19 protein-coding genes are annotated in these 24,176 nt (G+C 73.4%); 8 read left to right on the forward strand and 11 right to left on the reverse strand.

Features of this window, described 5'->3' with window-relative positions:
* Positions 1-55: 55 nt before the first annotated feature.
* Positions 56-1,522 (forward strand): multicopper oxidase family protein, encoded by a 1,467-nt coding sequence (locus tag ABZ459_RS31235; protein ID WP_357977887.1) that lies wholly within the window; start codon positions 56-58, stop codon positions 1,520-1,522.
* Here ABZ459_RS31235 and ABZ459_RS31240 read toward each other — a convergent pair.
* Together ABZ459_RS31240 and ABZ459_RS31245 are read right to left on the reverse strand one after the other, a co-directional pair.
* The gene (locus tag ABZ459_RS31240) at positions 1,509-2,270 is read right to left on the reverse strand and encodes a hypothetical protein (RefSeq protein WP_357977890.1); all 762 of its coding nucleotides are present in this window, start codon (positions 2,268-2,270) and stop codon (positions 1,509-1,511) included. The genes ABZ459_RS31235 and ABZ459_RS31240 overlap by 14 nt on opposite strands.
* 93 nt (positions 2,271-2,363) lie before the next feature.
* On the reverse strand, positions 2,364-2,585 hold the full coding sequence (locus tag ABZ459_RS31245) for a DUF3072 domain-containing protein (protein ID WP_357977893.1): 222 nt from the start codon (positions 2,583-2,585) through the stop codon (positions 2,364-2,366).
* 170 nt (positions 2,586-2,755) lie between these two features.
* On the opposite strand from ABZ459_RS31245, the gene ABZ459_RS31250 reads away from it, so the two are divergent.
* Positions 2,756-3,712, forward strand: a complete 957-nt coding sequence (locus ABZ459_RS31250; RefSeq protein ID WP_357977895.1) for a helix-turn-helix domain-containing protein — start codon at positions 2,756-2,758, stop codon at positions 3,710-3,712.
* A gap of 30 nt (positions 3,713-3,742) precedes the next feature.
* Here ABZ459_RS31250 and ABZ459_RS31255 read toward each other — a convergent pair whose 3' ends face one another.
* A complete protein-coding gene (locus tag ABZ459_RS31255) occupies positions 3,743-4,432 on the reverse strand; it encodes an NUDIX domain-containing protein (protein WP_357977898.1) in 690 nt (229 codons plus the stop codon).
* A 235-nt stretch (positions 4,433-4,667) separates the two neighbouring features.
* On the opposite strand from ABZ459_RS31255, the gene ABZ459_RS31260 reads away from it, so the two are divergent.
* Both ABZ459_RS31260 and ABZ459_RS31265 read left to right on the forward strand, forming a co-directional pair.
* Positions 4,668-5,576: a hypothetical protein gene (locus ABZ459_RS31260; protein ID WP_357977901.1), complete on the forward strand. Its 909-nt coding sequence runs from the start codon at positions 4,668-4,670 to the stop codon at positions 5,574-5,576.
* Positions 5,577-5,652: 76 nt separating this feature from the next.
* On the forward strand, positions 5,653-6,624 hold the full coding sequence (locus ABZ459_RS31265) for a helix-turn-helix domain-containing protein (protein WP_357977904.1): 972 nt from the start codon (positions 5,653-5,655) through the stop codon (positions 6,622-6,624).
* Positions 6,625-6,628: 4 nt separating this feature from the next.
* Here ABZ459_RS31265 and ABZ459_RS31270 read toward each other — a convergent pair whose 3' ends face one another.
* A complete protein-coding gene (locus ABZ459_RS31270) occupies positions 6,629-10,114 on the reverse strand; it encodes a S8 family serine peptidase (RefSeq protein ID WP_357977907.1) in 3,486 nt (1,161 codons plus the stop codon).
* Positions 10,115-10,317: 203 nt separating this feature from the next.
* On the reverse strand, positions 10,318-12,123 hold the full coding sequence (locus tag ABZ459_RS31275; RefSeq protein WP_357977911.1) for a hypothetical protein: 1,806 nt from the start codon (positions 12,121-12,123) through the stop codon (positions 10,318-10,320).
* A gap of 108 nt (positions 12,124-12,231) precedes the next feature.
* Between ABZ459_RS31275 and ABZ459_RS31280 the strand changes: the two genes are divergently transcribed.
* Entirely contained in the window at positions 12,232-13,242 is a 1,011-nt protein-coding gene (locus tag ABZ459_RS31280) for a hypothetical protein (protein ID WP_357977914.1), read from the forward strand.
* A gap of 39 nt (positions 13,243-13,281) precedes the next feature.
* On the opposite strand, the gene ABZ459_RS31285 is transcribed toward ABZ459_RS31280, so the two are convergent.
* Complete coding sequence (locus ABZ459_RS31285) at positions 13,282-13,884, reverse strand: TetR-like C-terminal domain-containing protein (RefSeq protein WP_357977916.1); 603 nt, start codon at positions 13,882-13,884, stop codon at positions 13,282-13,284.
* A 143-nt stretch (positions 13,885-14,027) separates the two neighbouring features.
* On the opposite strand from ABZ459_RS31285, the gene ABZ459_RS31290 reads away from it, so the two are divergent.
* The 3 genes from ABZ459_RS31290 to ABZ459_RS31300 are packed head-to-tail and all read left to right on the forward strand — an operon-like array spanning position 14,028 to position 16,831.
* Positions 14,028-15,467 carry an MFS transporter gene (locus ABZ459_RS31290; RefSeq protein WP_357977919.1) on the forward strand — a complete coding sequence of 480 codons (1,440 nt, stop codon included), beginning with the start codon at positions 14,028-14,030 and terminating at the stop codon, positions 15,465-15,467.
* A gap of 33 nt (positions 15,468-15,500) precedes the next feature.
* A complete protein-coding gene (locus tag ABZ459_RS31295) occupies positions 15,501-16,346 on the forward strand; it encodes an alpha/beta hydrolase (RefSeq protein WP_357977922.1) in 846 nt (281 codons plus the stop codon).
* Positions 16,343-16,831, forward strand: a complete 489-nt coding sequence (locus tag ABZ459_RS31300; RefSeq protein ID WP_357977925.1) for a hypothetical protein — start codon at positions 16,343-16,345, stop codon at positions 16,829-16,831. The genes ABZ459_RS31295 and ABZ459_RS31300 overlap by 4 nt, the downstream gene beginning before the upstream one ends.
* Positions 16,832-16,836: 5 nt before the next feature.
* Here the strand turns inward: ABZ459_RS31300 and ABZ459_RS31305 are convergent, their stop codons facing one another.
* From ABZ459_RS31305 to ABZ459_RS31325, 5 genes are read right to left on the reverse strand one after another with little or no spacing between them, the layout of a single operon-like run.
* Complete coding sequence (locus ABZ459_RS31305) at positions 16,837-18,243, reverse strand: glycoside hydrolase family 20 protein (RefSeq protein ID WP_357977929.1); 1,407 nt, start codon at positions 18,241-18,243, stop codon at positions 16,837-16,839.
* Positions 18,236-19,948 carry a beta-galactosidase family protein gene (locus ABZ459_RS31310; RefSeq protein WP_357977932.1) on the reverse strand — a complete coding sequence of 571 codons (1,713 nt, stop codon included), beginning with the start codon at positions 19,946-19,948 and terminating at the stop codon, positions 18,236-18,238. The genes ABZ459_RS31305 and ABZ459_RS31310 overlap by 8 nt, the downstream gene beginning before the upstream one ends.
* Before the next feature lie 21 nt (positions 19,949-19,969).
* Positions 19,970-22,315, reverse strand: coding sequence for a discoidin domain-containing protein (locus ABZ459_RS31315; RefSeq protein ID WP_357977934.1), 2,346 nt, complete (start codon positions 22,313-22,315; stop codon positions 19,970-19,972).
* Between the two features lie 20 nt (positions 22,316-22,335).
* Entirely contained in the window at positions 22,336-23,229 is an 894-nt protein-coding gene (locus ABZ459_RS31320; protein WP_357977937.1) for a carbohydrate ABC transporter permease, read from the reverse strand.
* The gene (locus tag ABZ459_RS31325; RefSeq protein WP_357977939.1) at positions 23,226-24,176 is read right to left on the reverse strand and encodes a sugar ABC transporter permease; all 951 of its coding nucleotides are present in this window, start codon (positions 24,174-24,176) and stop codon (positions 23,226-23,228) included. The genes ABZ459_RS31320 and ABZ459_RS31325 overlap by 4 nt, the downstream gene beginning before the upstream one ends.

Genomic DNA, 24,176 nt, shown 5'->3' on the forward strand with positions numbered 1-24,176 from the left:
CGTCGTTTCGCGGTGACTCTCCGTTATTTTGCGAGATGGATGAGGGGGATCCGTAGTGACTGATTCGCGTGGGACCGTATCCCGCAGGTTGTTCGTCAGCGGCATGTTCGCCGCCCTGGGCACCGTTCCGGCGGCCGCCGCCGGAGCGTCCGCCGGGCCGTCCGCCCGGCCGCCGGGGGGAGGGGCCGCCTGGGAGTCCGGCAGGAGGGTGTTGCGGGCCGCGCCCGCCACCGTGTCCCTCGGCGGGCGGACCGTGTCCACCTGGGCCTACGACGGCCTGCTGCCCGGCCCGACCATCCGGGCCACGGCCGGCGGCACCGTGCGGACCAGGCTCGTCAACGACCTGCCCGCGCCGACCACCGTGCACTGGCACGGCATCAGGATCGCCGCCGACATGGACGGCGCGCCCGGCCTCTCGCAGCGGCCGACCCAGCCCGGCGGGACGTTCGACTACGTGTTCACCGTCCCCGACCCCGGCACCTACTTCTACCACTCCCACGTGGGCATGCAGAGCGACCGCGGCCTGTACGGCCCGCTGATCGTGGAGGACCCGGCGGAGCCGCTCGAGTACGACCAGGAGTTCACGGTCGTGCTCGACGACTGGCAGGACGGCGTCAACGGCACGCCCGACGACACGCTGCGCACGCTGAACACCACCCCGCACGACGACACCCTGAGCAGCCACGTCCTCGGCGGCACGTCCGGTCACGTGCGCTACCCGTACTACCTGGTCAACGGCCGCACCGCCGACGAGCCCACCACCTTCGTGAGCCGTCCCCGCGTGCGCGCCAGGTTCCGGGTGATCAACGCGGCCGCCGACACCGCCTTCCGGGTGGCGCTCGGCGGCCACCGCCTGACCATCACCCACACCGACGGTTTCCCGGTCAAGCCGGTCACCGTGGACACGGTCGTGATCGGCATGGGGGAGCGCTACGACTTCGTCGTGACGCTCGAGGCGGGGGCGTTCCCGCTGATGGCGATGGCGGAGGGCAAGGCCGGGCGGGCGTTCGCGGTGGTGCGCACCACGCCGGGCGCCCGCACCCCGTCACCGGACGGCGCCGTGCCGGAGCTCCAGCGGCGGCAGCTCGCCTACCAGGACCTCCAGGCGCGCCGCCGCGACCAGCTGCGCCCGCCGTCCAGGACCGTCACCGTCACGCTCGGCTGGCGCCAGGGCACCGCCGGCAGCGAGTGGCCGCTCAACGGGCACCTCTCCGACGACCCGCTGCGCCTGCGGGTCGACCGGGGCGAGACGATCCGGATCGTCATGCACAACGACACGCACATGTGGCACCCGATGCACCTGCACGGCCACACCTTCCAGGTCCGGACGACCGAGCGCGGCGGGCCGCGGAAGGACACCGTGAACGTCATGCCGTACAAGCGGATCAGCATCGACGTGCACGCCGACAACCCCGGCGAGTGGATGTTCCACTGCCACAACCTCTACCACCAGGAGCAGGGCATGATGGGCCTGCTCGGCTACGGCAAGCCCCCGAAGCGGCGGCACGTCATGAGCCACTGACCGGCGTCCGCGCGGTCGTGTGCAGGTAACCGGCCACGGCGGCGAGCAGTGACGCCCCCCAGAGCAGGAAGACGGGGTAGGTCCCGGCGAAGCCCCAGCTCCCGTCGAGGACCTCGGTGCCGCCGCCGGGCGCGCACGTGCGGGTGACGCCGAACGCGAGGCAGTTCGTCATCATCGCGCCGTACTGGCCGACCAGCATGCCGACCACGGCCGCCGGGACCACCGCGAGCGCGCGCGGCACTCGCCGTCCCCCCGCCAGGGGCACCCGGCGCGGGACGACCTGTCCCCATCGGGCGATCAGCCCCAGGGTGAGCAGGCCCCCGGCCACCGGCCCGGCGACGAGCAGCACCCAGAACACCGCCGAGCCGCCCAGCTCGGCCAGGCCCGCGCGGGAGCCCTCCGCCACGCCCAGCGGCAGGCCCAGCCCCCACAGCAGGTGCGGCACCGAGAAGCCCAGCACCGGCAGGACGGCCGCCGTCCAGGTCGCCGTCCTGGCCCAGAGGGCGGGCCGGACCGTCCCGTCGGCCCGCCGCCGGTGCGGCTGCGCGGCGGTACGCGTCCCGAAGCGGACGGCCGCCAGCGCCAGCAGCACCCCCAGCGCGGCGAGCAGCGACTGCCGGGCCAGCGCGGGGTCGTCGAGCTTGCCGAACGCCAGCCGCATGACCAGGTTCCCGGGCGCCACCAGCACGAGGGCGGCTGCCGCCGCCCAGCCCGCGGCCAGCAGCGCGGGCCGTGTGAGTGATCTCATGGCCGCCCACGGTAGGCCGCGCGGCCCGCCCGCGATCTCCCTCCCGAGGGGGAAACGCCTCCCCTGCGCGGGGCAGAGCCGGGACGCGCCGGATCAGCCGGTGCCCTCCGGCGGAGTGCCGGACGCGCGCAGGCGCTCGCTGTTCTCCTGCAGCTCGTCGATCAACCGGGACGCCTCGGCCTTGCTCAGCCCGCCGGGCACCTCCCTGCCCACCTCCCTGGCCAGGGTGTGCAGGTAGGACTCCTGCGGGCCGGTCATGGGCTCGTCCCCGGTCGTCCAGTCGTCGGGGTCCTTCTCCACCGGTCCGTGACTCATGCCGACTCTCCTCGAACTCACGTTCTCCTGGGTCAGCACGCCATGCCCGCAGAAGCGCGCCGCAAACGCGAAGACGCCGGTGGTCCGGCGGGCTCTTCCACCGGTGCGGGCCATCGACTGACCGTGGCGGAAATGCCGTGGTTCGGGAAGTTCCTGCCATACTGGCGGGCGTGATACGCAGGGTCGTGGCCGTGGTCGGAGACATGGTCGCCGCGTTCGAGCTCGGGATCGTCTGCCAGGTGTTCGGGCTGGACCGCACCGACGACGGGCTGCCCGTCCACGACTTCGCGGTCTGCGCGGCGGAGCCCGGCGCCATCCCCACGACCTCGGGGTTCGCCGTCCACGTCGAGCACGGGCTCGACCGGCTCGCCGACGCGGATCTGGTGGCCGTCCCGGCCTGGCCGCGGCTCGACGCGCCCGTCCCCGCCCCGCTGCTGGCGGCGCTGCGGGACGCGGTCGGGCGCGGCGCCAGGGTGCTGACCGTCTGCACGGGCGCGTTCCTGCCGGCCGCCGCCGGGCTGCTCGACGGCAGGCGCGCCACCACCCACTGGCAGTTCGCCGACCTGCTCGCCCGCCGTCATCCCGAGATCACCGTCGAGCCCGGCATCCTGTACGTCGAGGACGGCCCCGTGCTCAGCAGCGCAGGAGCCGCGGCCGGGATCGACGCCTGCCTGCACCTCATCAGGCTGGAGTACGGCGCCGCCACGGCCAACGCCCTGGCCCGGCGCCTGGTCGTACCGGCCCATCGCGCCGGCGGGCAGGCCCAGTACGTCGAGGCGCCCATGCCGCCGCAGCGCACCCCGTACGAACTGGCGGAGCTGCTCGACTGGATCCTGGCGCACCTCGACCGGCCGCTGACGGTGGAGGCGCTCGCGGCGCGCGCGGCCATGTCGCCGCGCACGTTCGCCCGGCGGTTCAAGACCCTGACGGGCACCACCCCGCACCGCTGGCTGCTCGAACGCCGCCTTCAGCTCGCCGAGGAGCTGCTGGAGACCACCGATCTGGGCGTGGACGCCGTGGCCGTCCGGGCCGGGTTCGGCGGCGCCGACACCCTGCGCCACCACTTCGCCGCCCGCCGCGGCGTCGCCCCCGCCGCCTACCGCCGGGCCTTCCGCCGCCTTCCGTGACGCCGGGCCGCGACAGCTCGGCGACGGCCCCTACGGCCGCGTCACGGGCCGGTCCGGCGTACGGGCGGGGGAGAAGGGGCCGCTCAGCGCCGCCCACTGCAGCAGCATGATGGTCTTGGCGTCGGCGATCCCACCGCGCCCGACCAGATCGAGGGCGTGGTCGAAGCCGAGCTCCACGACCTCGATGTCCTCGCCTTCCGCGGCGACCCCGCCGCCCGCGGAGGTGCGGGTCGCGGCGCTGTAGGGCGCGGCGTAGAAGTGCAGGCGTTCGGTCACCGACCCCGGGCTCATGTAGACGGAGAAGACCCGCTCGACCTCGCCGACGGTGTGGCCGGTCTCCTCGGCGGCCTCGCGCCGGATCGCCTCCTCCGGCGCCTCGTCGTCCAGCAGCCCGGCCGCGGTCTCCAGGAGCATCCCGTCGGGGTGGCCGTTGACGTAGGCCGGGTAGCGGAACTGCCGGGTCAGCAGGACGGTGCGGCGGTCGGGGTCGTACAGCAGCACGGTGGCGCCGTTGCCGCGGTCGTAGGTCTCCCGCTGCTGGATGCTCCAGCGGCCGTCGGCGTGCTGGTAGTCGAAGGTGGTGGTGCGCAGCACGTACCAGTTGCAGGCCAGGAGCCGCACGTCGCGCACCCGCACCCGGGGGTTGCCGGTCAGGTCGCGTCCCGCCTGGTCCAGGCCGGTACGGCCACGCCCGTCGGGAACGTCGACGCCCGCGGTCACGACGACCGTCCACGCCCGGCGGACGCGCCCGCCGCGGGGATGTGGCGGCCGGGAGGGACCGGCCTCTCCGCCGCTCTGCCCGCGCGGACGGGAGCGGGCTGTCGTGCCGATCGTGGCGTCATGTCGCCCTTTCGTGATGGATGCCGGATCCCGGTCACCGAGTATGGCAGGAAATTCCCGTAGGTGAGCAGTGCTGCCACTGCCGCACGATCCCGCCCCCGCGCAGACTCGGACCATGACCGCAAGCACGTACTCCCGTCCTCCGCTCGTGCCGTCCTTCCCGCTGCCCGGCTCCGGGACCGGGCGCCACGCCGTCGCCGTTCCGGCGCCCGGCCGCGGGCCGCGGCACTGGGCCGGCGCGCCGAGCGCCACGCTCGACGCCGACGGCACGTACGTCCTGGCCTACCGCGTACGCGACGGCGGCGAGGACCACAACGCGGTGGCCCGCTCCACGGACGGCGAGCGTTTCACCACGGTCGCCGTGCTGCCGCGCGGCCGCTTCGGCGCCGCGATGGTGGAGCGCCCCGCCCTGGTACGCCTGCCCTCCGGCCGGTGGCGGTTGTACGTCAGCTGCGCCACGCCGGGAACCAGGCACTGGTGGATCGGCGTCGTCGAGGCCGCGTCCCCGGAGGGCCTGGCCGGGGCGGACGTGCGGCCGGTGCTCACCGGCGACGCCCGGACCGGCGTCAAGGACCCGGTGATCCGGTACGACGGCACCGGATGGCGGGCCTGGATCTGCTGCCACCCGCTGGAGACGCCCGGCGCGGAGGACCGGATGAGCACCGCGTACGCCACCAGCCGCGACGGGCTGAGCTGGCGCCGGCACGGGACCGTCCTCACCGGCCGGCCCGGCTCGTGGGACGCCCGCGGAGCCCGGCTGACCAGCGTCCTGCCCGACGGCCGGGCCTGCTACGACGGGCGGGCCTCGGCGGCGGAGAACTGGCGCGAACGCACCGGCCTGGCCACACCGGCCGGCGCGACCGGGGCAGGCGAAGCGCCGCTGCTGACGCCGGTGGACGGGCCGCCGGTGGCCGGCGTCCGCTACCTCGACGTGCTCCCGCTCCCCGACGGCACCCACCGGCTCTTCTACGAGGCCCGGCTCCCCGACGGCAGCCACGAACTGCGCACCGAACGGGTGACCTGACAGGCGCCGTCACCGGCCCGGCCGCCGGCCCGGCGGCCGCTCTCTACAATGGCCGGGTGAATCTGGATCGGGCCGTGTGCGGCACGTGCTGAGCGCGGCGGGGCTGGGCGCGGAGGAGGAGGCCGCCTACCGGCTGCTGGTCAGGACCACCGAGGTGGAGTCCGACGCCCTGGCCGAGGAGCTGGGCGTGGCGGCCGAGGTGGCGCGGCAGGCGCTCGGCTCGCTGCTGGCCAAGGGCCTGGCGCGCGCCGTGCCGGGCGAGCCCGGCCGGTTCACGGCGGTCGCCCCCGACGTCGCGCTCGCGGCCCGGCTGCACCGGCGGCAGGCCGAGGTCGACCGCGCGCGGCATGCCATGGAGCAGCTCACGGGGGAGTACCTGGCGCACGCCCGGCGGCGCGAGGCCGCGCAGCTCATCGAGGTGATCACCAGCCGGGCGGCGCTGCGCGAGCAGCTCCGGCTGCTGCAGGACGGCGCCCGCCACGAGGTGCTCAGCCTCTGCCGGGCCGGGCACGTGGCCATGAGCTCGCAGGAGAACAGCGAGGAGCTCGCGGCCCTGCGGCGCGGCGTCGGCTACCGCGTCATCTACGAAGGGGCGTTGCTGGAGGAACCCGGCATGCTGGTCAACCTCGCCGACGGCATCACGCTGGGGGAGCAGGCCCGCGCGCTGCCCGTCCTGCCGGTACGGATGATCATCGCGGACGGCGAGCTCGGGGTGCTCCCGCTCATCCAGCACACCCACGGCCTGACCCAGCTCACCGCCGCGCTGATCCGGCCCAGCAGCCTGCTCGACGCCCTCAAGGCCCTGTTCGAGAGCCTGTGGGAGCGGGCCACCCCGGTCAGCCTCACCAACCCCGGCAGCCCGCTCGACGCCGACCATCTCTACCTGCTGTCGCTGCTGGTCGCCGGCGTTCCGGACAAGTCGATCGCCACCCAGCTCAAGATCTCCCAGCGGACGGTGCAGCGCAGGATCGCCTACCTGATGGAGCGGGCGGGTGCGCAGACCCGGATGCAACTGGCCTGGCACGCCGCCCGCGAGAACTGGCTCTGACCGATCAGTAGGCCCTGATCACCGTCTGCCGGACCGTGTTGCCGGCCGAGTCGGTGGCGGTGACCCGCAGCGACGGGTGCGGGCGCAGGACGATCGCGTCGTAGCGGCCGCCGCCGAGCGGGATCACCGGCTGCCGGCGCCACGTCGCGCCGTCGTCGTAGGACAGCTCCAGCTTCAGGTCCTTCGGGCGCGCGCCGGTCACGCCCTCCTGATGCCGTACGGCGAAGCCCACCAGACCGGGGCGCTCCGGGCGTACGTCATAGTCGACCTGCAGCAGCGGCAGCACCCGGTCGCCCGGCTTGGAGCGGAATGTCCAGGCCGTCTCGGTCGCGGTGGCCGTGGTCCACTCCTCCGAGGTGCGCTTGGTGGACAGCTCCAGCCGGTAGGCGGCCTCCTGCGGCGCCGCGGGGAACGCGCCCCAGGCGGCCTCGCGCTCGGCCACCAGCGTGCCGTCGCGGAAGAACCGGGCCGAGGCGGTGTCGTTGTCGACGCCCGCGCGGGAGACGTGCCCGGAGGAGTCCACGAACTCGGGGATGCGGATCTCCATCGTGTCGCCCTCCCGGGTGGACGGCTTGAGCCAGCCGGGGATCGCCGGGCGGACCACCGGGGCGTGCCAGCTCTCGCTGATCCGCGTGCCGGGCTGGTAGGTGCGCGGCTGCTCGGTCATGCCGTCGAGCAGCCGGCCCATCTCGTCCCAGACGTACTGGTGGTTGACGAGGTGCTGCCAGTAGGAGCCGTTGGCGCTGACGTACTCGGTGCGGCGCAGCGGGGTCTTCACGATCCGCTGGGTCTCCATCTGCTGGCCCAGCGAGTACGACTGCCAGGGACGCCAGCCGAAGCGCTGCTCCTTGGCCCAGCCGAAGCCCCCGTTGTCGGCGTAGGTCGTGGCGGCCCGGGCGGTGTTGCCGTCGTTCACCTCGTGCACGATCTTGTCCGGCACCCGGCCGTCGGAGACCTGCATGACGTCGTAGAGGTAGGGCGAGTCCATCTGCCCCGTGACCTCCAGCCTGGCGTTGCCCTTCTTCATCCGCTCCAGCATCCGCTGCCCGTCGTCATTGGCGACCACCAGCGCCGGGATCGGCAGGTCCGCGCCGACCGGCTTCCAGCCGTGCCCGAACGCGTCGTCGGGGGACAGCACCAGGATCACCGCGACCGCGCCCGCCTTGATCGCGGCCCCGGACGGGTCGGACCAGTCGATGTCCTCGCTGCGGACGACCGCGGCCTTGCCCTTGGACCCGGCCGCCCCGTCGGCGAGCCGCCACATGTGCCGCCCGTCCACGCCCGGCGACCGGCCCAGGAACCCCATCGGGTACGGCTCGCCCGAGCCGGGCATGCGGGCGGTGAGCTTGGGCGCGACGAGCTGCCAGCGCGAGGCGAACTCGAACGAGCCGTCCCGCACGGGCTGGGTCGGTGAGACGTTGAGCCCCTCGATGACGTCGAAGTTCATGACGCCCTGGGAGATCTTGCGCGAGCCGAACGCACGATAGGTGAAGTAGGTGTAGATGCCCACCTGCTCGGCGGGCTCCTTGGTTCTGATGGTCACCGGGGTGGTCTTGCGGAAGTCGAGCACCACGTCCAGGTCGCGGTCGACCTTGAGCTCGGGGATGACGACCATGCCGTCACGCGGGTGCGTCCGGCCCCAGCCGCTGCCCAGGTTGAGCGACTGCGTCATGTAGGTGCCCTCGGACACCTCCACGGTCAGCCCTTCCTGGGGCAGCCAGGTGAACAGGTCGTCCTGCTGCGACGCGCCGAACATCGACAGCGTGTCGGCGCCGGTCTGCTCGCCGGCGGCGTCGATGGCGGTGAAGCGGACCTTGTGCTGCGGCCCCTTCCAGGTCAGCGCCAGCGTGGTGTGCACCTGCTCCGCGCCCGCCGTGGCGGTGACCAGCCCGCCGTACCGGCCGAAGGTGAGACCGGGCAGGTCCACCGTGACCCTGACGTCGGCGGTGCCGCCCGCCGGGACCGTCACGGTCCTGGCGCTGAGCTCGGCCTTGTCGAGGGTGGTGGCCAGCTCCAGCGTGACGGGGGCGGCCGTGCCGTTGGCGTAGGTGATGGTGCCCCCGGCCGTGGCCGGGCCCTGGTCCTGCTGGTGCTTGCCGAGGTCGACCACGCCGGTCGCGGTCACGCCCTGGCGCACCGCGCGGGCCACGTCCAGGCGGCCGGCGCCGGCGTCGTCGATCTGCTGGCCGGCGATGGGCTTGGCCGAGCCGACCAGCGCGTCCTTGATCTGCCCGGCCGTCCAGCCGGGGTGGCGCTGCTTGACGATCGCGGCGGCCCCCGCCACGTGCGGCGTGGCCATCGAGGTGCCGGACGCGGCCGTGTAACGCTCGTCCACCGGCTCGCCCATGCTGGTGCCCGCCGCGCGGGCCGCGACGATGGCCACGCCGGGGGCGGTGAGGTCGGGCTTGGGCGCGTCGTCCAGGCGCGGGCCGCGGCTGGAGAAGTCCGCCAGCACGTCCTTGCCGTCGACCGCGCCGACGGTCAGTGCCGAGGTCGCCGCGCCGGGCGTGCCGATCGAGTAGGCCGCGCCGTCGTTGCCCGCCGCGACCACGAACAGGGCGCCGGTGCGCTCGGTGAGGGTGTTCACGGCCTCGCTGAGCGGGTCGGTGCCGTCGGTCGCGCTGCCGCCGAGGCTCATGTTGATCACCGACGCGCCTTCGGCGGCGGCCCACTCCATGCCCTCGATGACGCCGGACAGGGTGCCCGAGCCGTCGTCGCCGAGCACCTTGCCGACCATCAGCTCGGCGCCGGGGGCGACGCCCTTCCTGCCGTCGCCGCCGGCGATGGTGGCGGCCACGTGGGTGCCGTGCCCGTTGCCGTCCTGGACGCTCGGCTCGCCGGTGAACACCTTGCTCTGCTTGACGCGTCCGGCCAGGTCGGGGTGGGTGGCGTCGACGCCGGTGTCCAGGACGGCGACCTTGACGCCCTTGCCGTCGAACCCGGCCTGCCACGCCTCCGGCGCGCCCACCTGCGGCACGCTGTGGTCGAGGGTGGCCTTGACCTTGGCGTCCAGCCAGATCTTCGACACGCCCTGCGACAGCGTGGCCCGCTGCCCGTCGAGCGACTTCCACAACCCGCCGATCGTGCGTTTGTCGGCGGCGACCACCCGGCCGTTGACGCTCTCCAGCTCGGGCGCGGACGCGCTCTTCGGCGCGGCGCCGTCGTAGAGGAACAGCAGCGGCAGCTTGTCCGCCTTCGCGTCGTCGTACCCCTGGGCGATCAGCCGGGTGACCGAGAACAGGGCCGGGTCCAGCCGCTTGGCCGCCAGGAAGGGCACGACGTCCTTGGGCAGGACCCGTAGCTCGCCGTTCTCCTCGGTGGTGGTGAACGCCATCCGCTCACGGCCCGGCCCCGGTTTCACCTCCACCGCGTGCCTGCCCGGCTCGGCCTGCCTGACGGTCACCACGTCCCCGGTGATCAGCGTGACGCGGTGGACGCTCCCACCGGCGGGCTCGGCCGCGGCCGAGGCTGCCGATAACGGGGAGCTCAACAGGGCGGCGGTGGTGACTCCTGCCACCGTCACATGGGCGGACCAGTGCATGGGGGTGAAACCTCTCGTAGCAACAACCAGTGCACACGAGAGTGAGTGATCAGAGGCGCGGCGCGCCAGGTGTCACCCGTGCCGTTTGTCTGCCATGTCGTGATTGCGACACGGCGCCGACGCCCACCTGGGACGCCCGGACCCCGGCGAGGTCAGCCGCGCGGGCGGTGGACGACCTTCTCCGTCGAGCGGCCGGGATAGACCACGATCAGGTGCTCCTCCAGCGGCGCGTCGGGGTCGTCCTCGTCCCAGGGCATCGTGCGGGCGTGCACGCGCAGGCGGTAGCGGCCCGGACCGGCGACGGCCATGCTGGGCAGCGGCCCGGCCGCCCCGCTGTCGCCGCCCCTGGGGTAGGCCGGCACCACCAGACGGCCGCTGCGGCTGATCACGCCCACCTCGACCACCCGGTCCCAGCCGGCGAGCCGCAGCGGCGGGGCGCGGTCGAACGCCTTGACCGTCAGGCACATCGGCGCGTTCTCCTCGGCGGTCACGATGGCGGCGCCGCTGCCCGCGGCGTCGATGAACCCGTCCTCGACGGCGTCGAAGATGTCGGCGGCCTCCTCGCCGGCGTCATAGATGTTGCCGGGGTCGCCCGCGCTGTCGTCGCGGTCGTCGAAGACGGCGTAGCCGCCCCCCTCGAACAACATGTACGCGGCGGTGCCCTGCCGCCTGGCCCGCACCCGGGGCCACGGGTCGGCGCACCGGGCGTTCGCCTCGGCCTTCCACCTGGCCTCCTGAAGGTCGCGCTCGGCCTGGCGGCGGTCGGCGTCGGCGGTCTGCCGGGCGACGATGCCGGGGCACAGGTACTCCAGGGCCGCGGCCAGCTCGATGGAGTCCCCCATGCCGCCGGCCCGCTCGTGCAGCGCGAGCCGTTCCTGGTCGCCGCGCAGCGCGCACAGCTGCCCGCCGTAGGCCAGGACGCGCTGGTCGGCCAGCCGTCCGGGGAACATCGTGCCCGCGGCGAAGGTCTCGCTCCTGGCCAGGCAGAGGAACGACCGCCGCCGTTCCTCCGGGCCGAGGCCGGCCGCGGGCCGGAGCCGGCCTCGGCAGCCCTCGTCCGCGGCCGTGTATGTGAGCCGGGCGTCCCGCTCCGCGCCGACGACCGCCATCGGCAGCACGAGCAGGATCGCGGCGGCGGCGAGCAGCCGTGGCGCCCGCCCGGTCCCGGACGCCGCGCCGTCCGGGACGGGCACGGCGAGCTCGTGCGCGGTGCGCGCCGCCCACACGACGAGCAGCCCGTCGAGCGCGTGCACGACGAGCGACAGGCCGTCGAACGTCAGCCGTCCGGCCTGAAGGAGCGAGTAGGCCTGCGGGACCAGCAGGGCCGTCCAGCCGACGGCGATCGTGACGGCGCCGAACCGGCTGTCGCGTCCCTGCCCGGTGATGATCAACGCTTTGCACGCGAGGGTGGCCAGCGCGAGCGGGAACGACAGCGCCAGCAGCGGGATCTCGGCGAACGGCCGCGACGCCGCGCCCAGGACCCCGGCCAGGCCGAGCCCGAGCGTGATCATCCGGAACCGGGCCGTGACCCCGGCGAGTGTCCGCACCAGCAGCAGCATGGTGGCGGCCCACACGGCCCAGCGGGCGACGTACTCCGCGAGGCTGGAGAGGTCGTCGAGGAGGTCCCAGAGCAGCAGGTCGCCGGCCACGTCCGCGTAGAGCAGGCGCCGCAGCCACACCACGTCACGCGGCAACGCCGCGGCGCCCGCCCGGACGGGCCCGCGCAGGATCTGCCACAACGCCCACGCGTTGAGCACGCAGACCGCCGCGGGCAGGAGCCGCGCCTCGTCACCCCCGGGCCGGACGCCGGCCGCCGCGACGGCGACGAACCACCGCCCGCCGTCGTACCAGGCGGCGACGGCGGCAGCGGTCAGGTAGAGCGCGACGGCGGCGACGGCCGGACGCCCGAAGCGGTGGCGGGCGACGGCCCGGAGTAAGGCGGCGATGCGAATGATCATATTGGGCCGTCGCGCCGCCCCGGTGCCCCGCGCCACGCCGCCGCCGCGGTTAGCATGGAACGGGATCGGGGATCGTGGCGACACTCGGCGACGAAGCGAGATCTCTGCATGCGTACGACTCCTCGCAAGCTGCGCAACACCCTCAGCTGGTACGCGTTCGGCCTCTCCTGCGCGGTGACGCTGCTCGCCGCGGTGCTCATGCTGTTCTTCGACCCGGCCCTCACCAGGGCGGCGGTGCTCTCCTCGATCGGCCTCAACCTGATCGCGTCCGTGGCCTTCGCCGTCGTGTTCTCCGTCCTGAGCTCCCAGGTGCAGCAGCGCAGCATGGAGGAGAACATCGCCCAGCACCTGGACGACCTGGCCACGGGGCTGCGCACCGAGGTGGCCTCGATGCACAAGGGCTTCATGCCGACGGCCGTCTACCCGTCCTTCGACCCGGTGGACGGCACGTACGGGGACGCCTTCAACAAGGACGTGACCGCGAGCCTGGAGGCCACCGGGTTCTACGCCTTCTGCGGCCCGAGCGCCCGCTACGTGTCGGCCCGGCTGACCAGGTCCCGCCACTTCCCCCACCAGGTCCGGGTCGCGATGCTCAACCCCGGCGACAAGCTGGCCATCTCGCGCCGCGCCACCGACCGGACCAGCTGGGCCAGGCTGGCGGGCAAGGACAACTCCACCCTGTCGGAGGAGCTGCGCGAGGAGCTCATCATGAGCACGGTCGCGCTGTTCGACTACCGGCACATCTGCCCGGTGGACCTGGCCTACATCGAGGACACCGCGACCTACCGGTTCGAGATCTTCGACGACGCCATCTACCTCTCCTGGTACCACGGCCCGCAGTCGATCTCGAAGGAGATGCCGGAGTCCCTCAGGTTCGCCGCCGAGTCCTTCCTCTACCAGCTGCTCCGCCTCGACCTGATGCGCAGGTTCGAGATCGTCGAGAGTCGGGTGCGGTTCGAGGCGGGCCAGGACGACACCTTCCTCATCGCCCACCTGACGGAGGTCCTCGGCTCCTCGGTGTCGGCCGCCGACCTGGAGCGCTGGCGCAGGCGGTACCGGGAGTACACCGCGGACTTCGCCGGCTACCTCGACACCGTCTACGCCGAGCTCAAGATCTGACGGGCTCGCGGGACGGCGGCATCAGGCCGGAGCCCGGCCTCAGAGGGCCCCGGCGCGGGCCGCCGCCAGCGCCGCCGCGGCGGCCCGGTCGGCGGCCGCCTCGTCCAGGGCCTCCCCGGTGTTGAGCAGGGCGTAGTACAGGGGCGCGGACACGGCGGCGATCACCCGGCGCGGGTCGGTGCCCGGCGGCAGTTCGCCGCGCCCGATCGCGTCGGTGACGCAGCCGGCCCACTCCTCGATGCGCACGGCGTAGAAACGGTGCAGCGCCCGGGCGGCCTCCCCGTCGCAGAGCGAGGCGGCGATCAACGCCTTGAACAGGCGGCCCTGCCGGGGGTCGGTGAGGGTCCGCACGACCAGGCGGGCGTTGTCGCGCAGGTCCGCGTGCACGTCGCCGTTGCGGGCGCGGGGCAGCGAGGTCTCCGCCATGTCCTTGAGCAGGTCGGCGGCGAGCGCGCCGGGCGTGCCCCAGCGGCGGTAGACGGTGGTCTTGCCGACCTCCGCGAGGTGGGCGATGTCGGCGAGGTCGAGCCCGGCGAAGCCCTTCTCGACCAGGGTGTCGCCGGCAGCCCGCAGGACGGCCTCGCGGACGCGGGCGGTGCGCCCACCAGGACGGACGGCACCCGGCGGTGGGACGGCGGCCATACGGACTCCTCCTCGTTCGAACGCTTATCGGAACCGTAGTTCCCTTAGTGACGGTTCTGGTGCTACTGTTCTCTCATCTTAACGGAACTAAAGAACCGTTTATGGCGGCATGCCGACCGGCACGCCCGAGAGAAAGCCCTGCCATGACCACCACCACACCCCTGCCCACGTCCGCCGCCCAGGCCCCGCCGCGGCACCTGACCGGCCGCCTGCGTCTCGTCCTCGCGGTGCTCCTGGTCGCCCAGTTCATGCTGGCCGTCGACTTCTCGATCCTGAACGTGGCCCTGCCGGCCATCGGCGACGACCTCGGCTTCTCCCTGTCCGGCCTCCAGTGGATCGCCACCGCCTTCGCCCTGTGCGCGGCCGGCTTCACCCTCTTCTTCGGCCGCATCGGCGACCTGGTCGGCCGCAAGCGCATCTTCCTCGGCAGCCTGGCGCTGCTCGGCGTGGCCTCGCTCGCCGGCGGGCTCGCCCCCACCCCCGAGATCCTCATCGTGGCCCGCATCGCCCAGGGCCTGGCCACCGCCGCCGCCACCCCGGCCGGGCTCGCCCTGCTCACCACGTCCTTCCCCGAAGGGCCGCTGCGGCAGAAGGCGCTGGGCCTCAACGGAGCGCTCATGTCCGCCGGGTTCACCGCCGGAGCCGTGCTCGGCGGCGTCCTGACCGACCTGCTCTCCTGGCGCTGGGCGTTCTTCGTCAACGTGCCCGTCGCCCTCGCCGTGCTTCTGGTCGCGCCCGCCGTCATCGCCGAGTCCCGGCCCGCCGACCGTCCCCGGCTCGACCTGCCCGGCGCGCTCAGCGTGACCCTCGGGCTGCTCGGCGTCGTCTACGGCCTGACGCAGGCCGGCGAGCACGGCTGGACCCACCCGCTCGCCCTGACCGGGCTGCTGGGCGGGGCCGTCCTGCTCGGCCTGTTCCACCTGGTCGAACGCCGCGCCGCCGCGCCGCTCGTGCCGCTGCACGTCCTGCGCAAGCCGACCGTGGCCTGGGGCAACCTGCTCGGCCTGCTCGCCTTCGTCACCGAGACGTCCCTGGTGTACCTGCTCACCCTCTACCTGCAGAAGACCCTCGGCTTCACCGCCCTGGCCGCCGGGCTGTCGTTCGGCGTGCTCGGTCTCGGCACCGTGGCCGGCGGCCTGCTCGCCCCGAAGGCGATCGCCCGCACCTCGACCGTGACCGTGCTGGTCGGCGGCGGGCTGCTGCAGGCCGTCAGCACCGGCGCCCTGCTGCTCCTCGGCGGCACCTCGGGCTCGATGGGGTTGCTGCTGCCCGCCACCTTCCTGGGCGGCGTGGGGAACATGCTGGTCATCGTCGGCTTCATGGTCACCGCCACCACCGGCCTGCCCGACCGGGAGCAGGGCCTGGCCACCGGCCTGGCCTCGATGTCCCAGCAGATCGGCATCACCATGGGCACCCCGATCATGTCCGCGATCGTCACCGCCGCGACGGCCGGGGCCGTGACCGGCGCGGCCGTCCTGCACGGCGTCACCGTCGCGATCGCCGCCAACACCGCCCTCGTCCTGCTCGGCGTGCTGGTCGCGGCGCTCTTCCTGCGCGGCCGGCGCGATCGCGCGCACGCCTGACCCGCCATCCCTCTCTCGTTCGCGGAGCACATCATGGATCCTCAGCCCAGCGGCGCGGTGATTCCCGAGACCGGCGTACGCCCGGAACCGTCGTGGTCACGTCTCGTCCTTCCCGGCTCGCCTCCTGTGCCGGTCCGGGTCCATCGGCCACAGGGCCTGCCGCCCGCCGGGCTGCTGGTCTGGGCGCACGGCGGCAGCTGGCAGCGCGGCTCGGCCGCCGAATGGCACGACGCCACCGCGGCCCTGGCCGCCTGGTCCGGCTGGACGGTGATCAGCGTCGACTACCGGCTCGCGCCGCGCCACCGCCACCCCGGCGCCGTGCGGGACGTCCTCGCCGCCCTCGCCTGGGCCCACGGCCAGGCGGCCGGGATCCCGCTCGCGGTGGGCGGCGACAGCGCGGGCGGCACGCTCGCCGCCGGCGCCGCCCTGGCCGCCCGGGACCGCGGCCTGCCGCTGGCCGCGCAGGTGCTGGCCTATCCGCCGTTCGACCCCGCCTGCGCCGGGGCGTCCTACCGCCGCTCGCCGTCGGCGTTCCCGCAGGCGGAGCCGCTGCGCCGGGCCTGGCGCGCCTGGCGCGGCGACCGGCCGGCCGCCGTCCGCGACGCCGACGGCACCCGCCTGTACACGACGCACTGGGAGGCGCCCACCCTGGCCGGGGTCGCCCCCGCCGTCCTCGCCGTCGGCCGCGACGACCCCGTGCACGACGACGTCGAGTCCTACGCGCGACGGCTGCGCGCGGACGGCGTCCCGGTGCGGCTGCTGCGCCCGCCGGGCGCCGTCCACGGCGACGTGCTGCGCCCCGACCGTCCCCTTCTTCCCCTGCTGGCCCGCGCCCTGCGCGAGCAGGCCCCCTCCGACCAGCGAAAGGACCACCGATGAACGTTCCCCCCGCCCCCCTGGAGGCGCTCGTCCGCCACTTCGCCGACCTGCGCGACGGCACCCACGCCGGGCACGTCACCCGCCAGGGCAAGCAGGACGCCTTCCGGCGGGCCGTCGAACTCCTCGACGCGCCCGCACGGCAGGTGCTGGCCGAGTTCGACCGCCACCTGCTGCTGGGCGCCGGCGCCGTCGAGGCCACCGGCACGCGGGCCGACGCCACCGGCGGCAGCTTCGCCGTCTGGTCGCTGTCCTGGCCGGCGCAGCGGGCGGCGGGCCTCGCGCCGATCACCCTGACCGCCCACTACGGCGCCGGATTCCACCATCCGCACCTGCGGGGCGCCACCGTCGGGGAGTGGCCGCTCAACGTCGCGGACGCGGAGCAGGCGGCGGAGCTCGTCCCCGTCCTGCGCGCCATCGCCGCCGCCGACCTGCACAACCTCGTCTTCCAGCGCGACTGGCGCATCGTGCCGGCCGTCCATCCTTGACGGAACTACGGGCCCACCGGCCCGCCGGCCTCCCGTACGGCGTCCATGAAGGCGTGGTACGGCATGCCCCCCGCGCCGCTCCACATCTTCTGGGCCAGGACGGCGAAGGTCGGCTCGACCAGGTCGCGCACGTCGTCCTCGGTGTAGGGCGCCGCGGTGATGTCGTTCCACACCGCCGACATGGCGCCCAGCAGCCGCGGATCGCCGGGGGCGACGCTCTGGCCGTCGGGGAAGACGTGCGGCGCCCAGTGGTCGTACAGGTACTCACCGTCCAGGCCGTCGGGGTGGTAGTAGGTGGCGGCCGGGACGATGTAGAGCAGGGAGTCGCTGGTGTTGACGAAGGCGTAGCCGTCCCGCCTGGCCTCGTGCGGGCCGTACCAGACGGTGGCCCAGCAGTTGATCACCACGTCCGGGTCGTAGCCCTCGGGGACGCCGCCCGCCATCCTGGTCAGGCTGCCCCACGCGCGCGGACGTTTGCCCAGCGCCCGCAGGTGGGCCGCCATCGCGTTGAAGAACTCCTTGTAGCGCGGTTCGTCGGCCAGGTACTCGTCGGCGCCGAAGTGCGCGTGCGGGCCGCGGAACCAGGGGACGAACTCGGTGAACAGGTCCTTGACGAACTGCGTGGACTCCGGCTTCGACAGGTCCAGATGGTCGTCGCCCAGCCCGAGCGAGGGACGGAACCGGACGAACGCCAGCGCGTGGGCGGGCGCGTCGATCTCGGGGACGAGGGTGACGCCTTCGGCCGCCGCCGCCTCCTCGAAGGAGTCCCAGTCCGCCCGGTCGTAGGCGCCGTCGGCCGAGGCCAGCCCGGCCAGCGCGGGGTCCTCGGGCACCAGCCGGAAGCCCGCCTGCACCTCCGACCACGTGCCGTCAGGGGCCAGGAAGCCGTTGTCGTTGAGGTGGAGCTGCAGCTCGTTGAGCTTGAACCAGCCCATGACGGCCAGCTGCTCGCGGACGAAGCCCGGCGTGAAGAAGCGGCGGCCCACGTCCAGCATGAAGCCGCGCACCGGGTAGTCGGGCCAGTCGGCGGCGGCGCCCACCGGCAGCTCGGCGGTGGTGCGCAGGATCTGCAGCAGGCTGCGCGTGCCGTAGAACAGGCCGGTGGCCGTGGGCGCGGAGATCCGGACCTGCTCGCCGGTGACGGCGAGCAGGTAACCCTCCTCGGCGAAGCGGGCGCCGCCCGCCTCGCACGTCAGCGCCGGGTCGAGGGTCAGCACGACGTCACCGGCGCCCGCCGGCCCGCCGGCCGCGGCCAGGGTCAGGCCGGTGACCTGCCCGATCTCCCGGACGAGCCGGTCACGCAGGCCGGCCTCGTCGCTCACGACCCTGGCCAGCGCGGCCCGGGGGAGTACGCCGGCGCCGCCGTCCCACCGCTGCAGGCGGGGGACGACGACCGGGCACGCGTTACCCAAGGCCGACCTCCTCCCGGATCTCCACGACCGGCTCCTGGCAGCCGTCCAGCTCGAGGACGACGAGCTCGTTGCCGCCCGCGCGCAGCAGCGGCCAGGGCAGGTAGAGGGTGCGCTGGGGGCCCCGATCCCAGTAGCGGCCCAGGCAGAACCCGTTGACCCACACGTACCCCTTGGTCCAGCCCGGCAGGGCGAGGTAGGCGTCGCGCGGCTCGGCCACGGTGAGCGTGCCGCGGTGGAAGACCGGCCCGGTCGTCGCGCCCGTACGGCCCCACGGCAGCCCGGACACGTCGTCCAGCGGGATGGGCACGGCCTCCCAGCCGTGCACGTACTGCCGCTCGTGCCGCACGCCGCCGACGATGCCCTTGCGGTCGCCCAGCCGGGGGCCGTAGTTGACCCGGCCCATCGACTCGACCAGCAGCTCCACCACCGCCGACGGGCCGGGCACCGCGACGGGCACGCCGGTCAGCCGGTCCCGTTCGAGCACCGCCACCGGCTCGCCGTCCACGAACAGGTGGGCCCGGTCGGCCAGGCCGTCGACGTGCAGCTCGTACGGCCCCCGCGGCCCATGCACGGTGGCCCGGTAGAGCACCAGCCCGTGGGCCAGCCCGAGCTCCTCGAACGTCGGCGGCCGCGCCGAGCGGCCCGCGACCGGCGGGAGCGCGTCGAACAGCCGCAACGACTGCGTCAGCTCGACGGCGCCGGGCGGCAGCGTCGGCGGCAGCGTCGGCGGCAGCGGCTCCGGCTCGGGCACCGGGCCTTGCCGGTGGGCGGCCAGCACCTTCCTGAAGGCCCAGAACTTCTCGGTCGGCGCGCCCCGCTCGTCGATCGGGGCGTCGTAGTCGTAGGAGGTGACGGTCGGCTGGTACTCCCCGTCCTGCAGGTCGCCGCCCAGGTTGGCGCCGGCCCAGGTGCCGAAGTTGGTGCCGCCGTGGGCCATGTAGAGGTTGACCGACGCGCCCGCGGCGAGCATGCGTTCCAGGATGCCGGCCACCTCGGCGGCGTCCCGGGTGGTGTGGGTGTCGCCCCAGTGGTCGAACCAGCCGTTCCAGAACTCCATGCACGCCGGCGGGTCCTCGGGCCGGAAGCGGGCCAGCTCGGCGAAGGAGCCTTCGGGGTCGGAGCCGAAGTTCACCGTCGCCCGCACGCCCGGCAGGGTGCCGCCGGAGAGCATGTGGTCGATCGCGCCGTCGGAGGTGAACAGCGGGACGTCCAGGCCGCGCTCCCGCAGCCCGTCGGCCAGCCAGGCCAGGTAGCGCCGGTCGGAGCCGTAGGAGCCGTACTCGTTCTCGACCTGGACCATGCTCACGTTGCCGCCCCGGGTGACCTGCCGGGCGGCGACGACCGGGATCACCTCGTCGAAGAAGCGCCCGACGTGGCCGAGGAAGGTCTCGTCGTGGCAGCGCAGCGGGGCGTCCCGGTCGGCGAGCAGCCACCAGGGCAGGCCGCCGTTGTCCCATTCGGCGCAGATGTAGGGCCCCGGCCGCACGATCGCCCGCAGCCCCTCCTCGGCCGCCAGGTCCAGGAAGCGGCCCAGGTCGGCCCGGCCGGTGAAGTCGAAGTGGCCGGGCCGTGGCTCGTGCAGGTTCCAGGCCACGTACGTCTCGACGGTGTCCAGGCCCATGGCCCGCAGCATGGCCAGGCGCTGCCGCCACTGCTCCGGAAGGACCCGGAAGTAATGCATCGCTCCCGACAGCACCTGAGTCATGCCTTCATTCTCCTGATCTGGTCAGCGGGTGACGATCTCGTAGAGGGCGAGGTTGCCCCATTCGAGGTTCGCCTTGTGGACGATCAGCCGGATCTTCTGGGTGGAGACCGGCGCGGGCAGCCGCATCGTGCTGGTCTCGACGGTGGCGCTGCTGGACGGCCAGTCGATGAGGTGGTGGTCCACCCGGGTGACCCAGGAGTCGCCGTCCCAGGTCTGCAGCGACACGTCCGTGATGCCCTGGCCCTTGGCCCAGGCGGTGTGCAGGGTCACCTCCGAGACGGTCCGCGGCGTGCGGTAGTCGACGGTGATGTCGCCGGGGAAGGTCACCCCGGTCGAGGCCGAGGCCCACGGCGTGCCGGGGTCGCCGTCGATCAGGTTCTCCAGCGCGGACGCCGACACGAACGACGAGGTGGCCACCGGCACGCCGCCGGGCGGCAGGTACGGCTCGGTGGCGGCGGGCACGCTCAGGCGCACCTCACCGATCCGGAGGCGGCCCTCGCCCGTGACGACCAGCCGCACCCGGCGCGTGGTGACCTCCGCGGCGAGCGTCACCGCCTGCTTCGCGCCGCTCGCCCTGGTCTGCCAGGTGCGGCCGTCCTCGGAGGTCTGGACGTCGAACACGATGTCCGGCGAGCCGCTCACCTCGACGCGGCTGAAGGTGCGGGGCAGGGCGTAGGTCAGGTCGACGGTGCCGGGGAAGCGCGGCCTGGGCACGCTCTGCCAGAAGGTGGCCGGGTCACGGTCGGCCAGCCGCTCCAGGTGGCCCTTGGGCGTGAACGTGCTGCTCACCTCGGGCAGCGGGACGGCCCGCTGGTAGGCCCCGAGGTCGGGCGCCGCGTCCGGGACGGGCGTGCCGGCCAGGTCGGAGCCGGCGGGCAGGGTCACGCCCGCGTCGAACACCGGCGAGCCGTCGAGCGGACGGTAACCGGCCAGGCCGCCGGAGCCGGGCGAGGCCAGCCGGGGGTCGGCCACGATCGCCTTGTGGTCGGGCCCGGTCGGCGGCTGCGGGGTGCCCCAGTAGAGGTTGTGGTCGTAGATCGCGCCGTTCTTGCCGTCGAACCCGGCGCCGGCCGCGTTGAGGAACACGTTGTCGCGCACCGTGACGCCCGCGGCGTCGTTGTAGATGCGCACGACCTTGCCCAGGGGATACTTGCCGGCCCCGGCCAGCGGCGGCTTGACCTCGACCACCCGGCCGTCGGCGTAGACGGTGTTGTTGTGGATGACGGTGCCGTGGGTGGCGGTGGACAGCCCGAAGACCTCGTAGCCGTCGCTCTCGCTCACGTTGTAGCGGACCACGGTGTCGCGGGTGGGCGCGCCGGCGAAGGACACCGCGATGAAGAACCCGCCGTCGTTGTGGTGGCTGTAGTTGTACTGCACGATGCTGCGGTTGTTGTCGGCGTCGGAGTCGAAGCCGTGCCCGTCCGAGCCCGGACCGTTGAACCCGGTGCCGCTGACCTCGTTGCGCTGGACGACGAGGTCGTCGTTGCCCTGCCACCAGATGCCGACGTTGCCGCCGGTCGGCTTGGTGCGGCCGGTCACCGCCCGCTCGACCTTGTTGCCCTCGACGAGCGCGCCCTTGGTGTGCATCGGGGTGATGCCGCCGCCGGTCACGTCATGGACGCGGTTGCCGCGGATGACGACGCCCGTGCTCGGCGTCCAGGTGACCACCTCGCTGTCGGGGATGCCGGTCTCGACCGGGTAGAGGCTGGTCATGCCGTTGCGGCGGGACCAGGTGGACCACATGATGATCCCGTAGGAGCCGATCTTCGAGATCTCGTTGTCCTCGATGACCAGCCGGTCGAACCAGGTCGGCGTCCGGTTGCCCCTGATCGAGATCAGCAGCCCGGCCGTGGCGACGCTGTGGCCGCCGGCGCCGTCCACGTCGTGGATGTCGAGGTTGCGCAGGGTGACGTTGGCCAGCTTGCCGGAGTCCTTGGCGTACAGGTTGACGCCGGTGCGGTAGACGGCCCGGCCGTCGCTGTTGGTCACCTGGAGGCCGTCCACGACGAAGTCGTGCACGTCGGCGATCGTGACGGCGGCGGTGTCGAGCCCGCCGCCCTCGATCAGCGGCTTGGCGCCCTGGCCGTAGGCGCCGACCGTCGCCGGGTCGCCGGGCCTGCCTGCGCCCTTCAGGGTGAGCCGGCCGGTCCAGCGCTGCCCGGCCCGGAACAGCAGCCGGTCGCCGGGGCCGAGCGTCAGCTCGCTCGCCTTGTCCAGGCTCCGCCAGGCGGTGTCCGGGCTCGATCCGTCGGCGGCGTCGTCGCCGGCCGAGGCGTCGACGTAGTAGGTGGTGCCGGTCGCGGCCTGCGCGGGGGTGGCGGCCAGGAGTCCGGCGAACAGCGTTAAAGCGGTGACGATGACGCGCAAGAGCGGGCGTCCTTTCCAGGTCATTTGCCGATACCGGCCGTCATGCCTTCGACGACCCGCCGGCCGAGCCAGATGTAGAGGATGACCATCGGATAGATGAGGATCACGATCCCGGCGAACAGGCCGCCCCAGTCGGAGCTGTACTGCATGGTCGAGTACAGGTTGAGCAGGGCCGCCGGGAGCGTGCGTTCCTCGGGCAGCGGGGTGATGAGCAGGACCAGCAGCGTGGAGTTCCACAGGCCGATCACGTTGAGCACGAGCACGGTGGTCAGGCCCGGCCGGGCCAGCGGCGCGATCACGCGCACGAACGCCGTCAGCGGCCCGGCGCCGTCGAGCTCGGCGGCCTCCTCGACCTCCCTGGGCAGCGACCGGAAGTAGCCGGTCAGGACGAACACCGCGAACGGCAGCGACAGGACGACCTCGAACACCAGCAGCGTGATGCGGTTGTCCCACCAGCCGGTGACCCAGTCCTCCATGAACGTGTAGACCGACAGCTTGGCCACCACGATCGGGATCGCCATGGTCTGCAGCGGGATGCTCAGCCCGACGGCGAAGAACCCGGTGATCGGCCCGGCGATCCGCCGCGACGAACGCGACAGCGCGTAGGCGGCGGGCGCCGCGATCGCGACGATGAGGAACGAGCCGAGCGCGGTCAGGACGACGCTGTTGAGCGCGGCGATCGAGAACTGGCCGGCCTGCCAGGCCGAGTCGTAGTTCTCCCAGGCGGGGGAGTCGGGCAGCGCGAACGGGTGCAGCCACACCTCGCCGGAGGACTTCAGCGACTGCAGACCGACCCAGGCGACCAGGGCCAGGTTGAAGGCCACCCACGCCCACAGGGCGAGGGCGGTCAGCCGGGGCAGCAGCAGGTCGCCCACCAGCCGGGCCAGGGGACGCCTCACCGGGACGGTCGTCATGACAGCTCCACGCTCTCTCGGCGGGTGATGCGGCGAACCAGGACGATCAGCACGATGGTGATCAGGGTCACCACCACCCCCATCGCGGCGCCGGACCCCAGATCGGGCACGCCGCCTCCGGTGATCACCGTGTACTGCTGCACGGCCACGGTCCTGGCCTGCAGCGGCGGGGCGCCGGGCGTGCCGCCGGTGGTGAAGGCGATCACGATCTCGAACACCTTGAGGCTGTTGACCACCCACAACACGGCGGCGACCGCGAACACGTCCCAGGTGAGCGGCAGCGTGATGTGGCGGAACTGCTCCCACTTGGTCGCGCCGCCGAGCACCGCGTCCTCGTACAGGTGGGGCGGGATGCCGTCCACGGCCGACATCATCAGCGCGATGTAGAAGCCGGTGGAGGACCAGACCAGCCCGCCGATGACGCACCGGAAGACCAGGTCGGGGCCGAGCCAGGGGAGCCCGTCGATTCCCGCCCAGCCCAGCACCTGGTTGACGACGCCGCCGGGGTTGAGCAGGAAGCCGACCGCGGCGCCGACCGCGATCGCCGAGATGATCATCGGCAGGAAGACGACGGACCGGATGAAGGCCCGTCCCTTCAGGTGGCGCAGCGCCATCATCGACAGGAACGTGATCCCGAAGACCAGCGCGCCGCCGGCGACCGCCAGGAGGAACGTGTTGGCGAACGACTGCAGGAACGCGTCGTTGCGCAGCAGCGCCTGGTAGTTGCGCAGGCCGCGCCACTCCATCTCGGCGCCCGGACCGGCCCAGCGGTACAGGCTGACCCACACGCCGTAGAAGGAGGGCAGCACGAACAGCAGCGTGTAGAGCGCGAGCGCGGGCAGCAGGAAGGGCCAGAAGGCCCGTTCCCGCGCCGGCCGCAGGATCTTGCCGCGGTACGGATCCCGCGACGGGAGCGCCGTCTCCGCAACGAGGGAGCCGTATGCCAT

It is taken from the genome of Nonomuraea sp. NPDC005692, from assembly GCF_040631115.1.
In the GTDB taxonomy this organism is placed as follows: domain Bacteria; phylum Actinomycetota; class Actinomycetes; order Streptosporangiales; family Streptosporangiaceae; genus Nonomuraea.